This is a genomic window from Methanospirillum sp., assembly GCF_035560735.1.
GTDB lineage: Archaea > Halobacteriota > Methanomicrobia > Methanomicrobiales > Methanospirillaceae > Methanospirillum.
This window is the reverse complement of sequence record NZ_DATMYY010000070.1, coordinates 1-2,312: the sequence shown is the minus strand read 5'-3', so window position 1 is coordinate 2,312 and position 2,312 is coordinate 1. Positions and strand designations below refer to the sequence as shown.

Genomic DNA, 2,312 nt, shown 5'->3' with positions numbered 1-2,312 from the left:
ATATCCCTGTTATTATGGCAAAAAGAACCGAAAACATATCCGGATATTGTATCCTGCCTTTCAAAAACTCTATTAATCTGAAAGGTTCCGGTTTTCGATTATGTTTGACCTGTTTCCACTAATTGAATTGGTCTGATATCTTCATAAGAAAGCAATATCTATTAGAAAAAAGGGATTCCTGGCTTTCAGATCTGTTTCAATGCCTGGTCAAGGTCAAAGATAAGATCCTCCACATTCTCGATACCTACCGATATTCGGATTAATGCATCACTCACTCCAATCTTTCTCCTCTCTTCTGGTGGTATTGAGGCATGAGTCATTGTTGCAGGGTGTTCAATCAGAGATTCAACTCCTCCGAGGCTTTCTGCCAGAGCGAAGAGATGGAGATTACTGAGGAATTTCTGTGCTTCTCTTTCTCCTCCTTTGATTTCAAAAGAAAGCATACCTGAAAACCCGGTCATCTGTCTCTTTGCAAGATCGTGCTGTGGATGAGATGCTAAACCAGGATAATAAACGCCTTCAATCTTATCGTTATTCTCCAAATATGTAGCAATTGCAATGGCATTCTTCTCATGTCGTTCCATACGAAGTGCGAGAGTTTTAATACCACGGGAAACCAGAAAACTATCAAACGGTGAAAGAATTGCTCCTGCTGCGTTTTGATTATACCGAAGAGCCTTAAACAATTCTTCATTTGATGTGATCAGTGCTCCCCCAATCGAATCGCTATGTCCATTAATATACTTTGTAGTGCTGTGCACAACTACATCAGCTCCAAGTCCGATGGGTTGTTGAAAATACGGGCTTGCAAAGGTATTGTCCACTACAACCAAAGCTCCTGCCTTATGGGCAATATCAGAGATCTTGCTGATATCACAAAGTCTTAATAAGGGGTTCGTTGGTGTCTCAAGCCAAATAATCCTGGTATTATCTTGAATGGCAGCACTGATCAGTTCAGGATCACGGGCATCAACGTACGAAAATTTGATTCCAAATCTCTCTTGAAATACCTGGCTGAAAAGACGCCGGGTCCCTCCATACAGGTCATCAAATGCAACTACATGATCACCTGCTTTTAGCAGACTTAGTACAAGTGTAGTCTCTGCTGCTAGTCCTGATGAGAAGGCAAGTCCAAATTTGGCATTTTCTATTGCTGCAAGCTTTTTTTCAAGGGCAAATCGGGTTGGGTTACCACTCCGTGAATATTCATATCCTCCGGTTGGCTCGTTTACATCCAAACGGGCAAACGTAGAAGAGAGATGAATCGGTACAACAACGTCACCACTTGGATGACCAACAAAGTCCGGTTCCTCTCCTGTATGGACTGCCTTAGTATCAAATCCCATTAGATCAGATCCTCAAATCCGTTGCTTGTAAGCCATTCATCATTGAAGATAGTACTCAAATAATTTCGTCCTGTATCAGGAAGCAACACAACAACTACGTCATTTTCCGTAAGATCCTTTATAAACGTAGTTGCTGCAAACACTGAAGCTCCTGATGTTCCCCCTACCAGAATTCCTTCTTCACGGGCAAGACGCCGGGTCATCTGGAATGCATCCCGATCTTCAACTGCGATCATGTCATCAAGGATGTCCAGATCAACAGTTTTTGGAATGAAGTCCTCTCCAGTCCCCTCAACTTTGTACGGATGGAGATTTGGTTCAGTCCCATGATATGTATGATGATAAATAGATCCTTCCGGGTCCACTCCAATAATTTTTATGTTGGGATTTTTCTCTTTCAGGTATTTTGCGGTTCCTGAAATTGTTCCCCCTGAACCAAGACCTGCAATAAAATGGGTGATGCGACCTTCTGTATCTCTCCATATCTCAGGGCCAGTTGTTGCGTAATGAGCAGCAGGATTATTAGGATTTTCGAACTGGTTAGGAACAAATCCTCCGGGTGTCTCCCGTCCGATACGATCAGCAACTTTGTAATAACTGCGTTCATCCTCAGGTGGTACATTTGTTGGGGTTCGGACTACATCAGCCCCATATGCCCGGAGAAGGAGTTCTTTTTCTTTACTCATTTTTTCGGGCATGGCAAAGATAGTCTTGTATCCTTTCAAAACCCCTGCAATTGCAAGACCTACACCGGTATTTCCTGCTGTTGGTTCAACGAGTGTTCCTCCAGGTTTAATTAATCCGGCTTGTTCTGCCTCCAATACCATGTTGGCAGATGTCCTATCCTTGACACTGCCCCCTGGGTTAAAACTCTCTATTTTCACCAGGACCAGGGGTTTTGTCTCCTCTGGCATTACCCTGTTAAGTTTCACCAGGGGGGTGTTTCCAATCAATTCTCCGATATTG

2 protein-coding genes are annotated in these 2,312 nt (G+C 43.2%); both read right to left on the bottom strand.

Features of this window, described 5'->3' with window-relative positions; translation table 11 throughout:
- Positions 1 to 185: 185 nt before the first annotated feature.
- On the bottom strand, positions 186 to 1,346 hold the full coding sequence (locus tag VN429_RS01890; protein WP_325629198.1) for a cystathionine gamma-synthase: 1,161 nt from the start codon (positions 1,344 to 1,346) through the stop codon (positions 186 to 188).
- On the bottom strand, positions 1,346 to 2,312 hold a 967-nt coding region (locus tag VN429_RS01885), incomplete at its 5' end, for a PLP-dependent cysteine synthase family protein (RefSeq protein WP_325629196.1). The genes VN429_RS01890 and VN429_RS01885, both read right to left, overlap by 1 nt.

What these genes read in the sequence shown, in the direction of transcription:
- VN429_RS01890 (WP_325629198.1), bottom strand. Translation starts at nt 1,346, where the DNA reads ATGGGATTTGATACTAAGGCAGTCCATACAGGAGAGGAACCGGACTTT.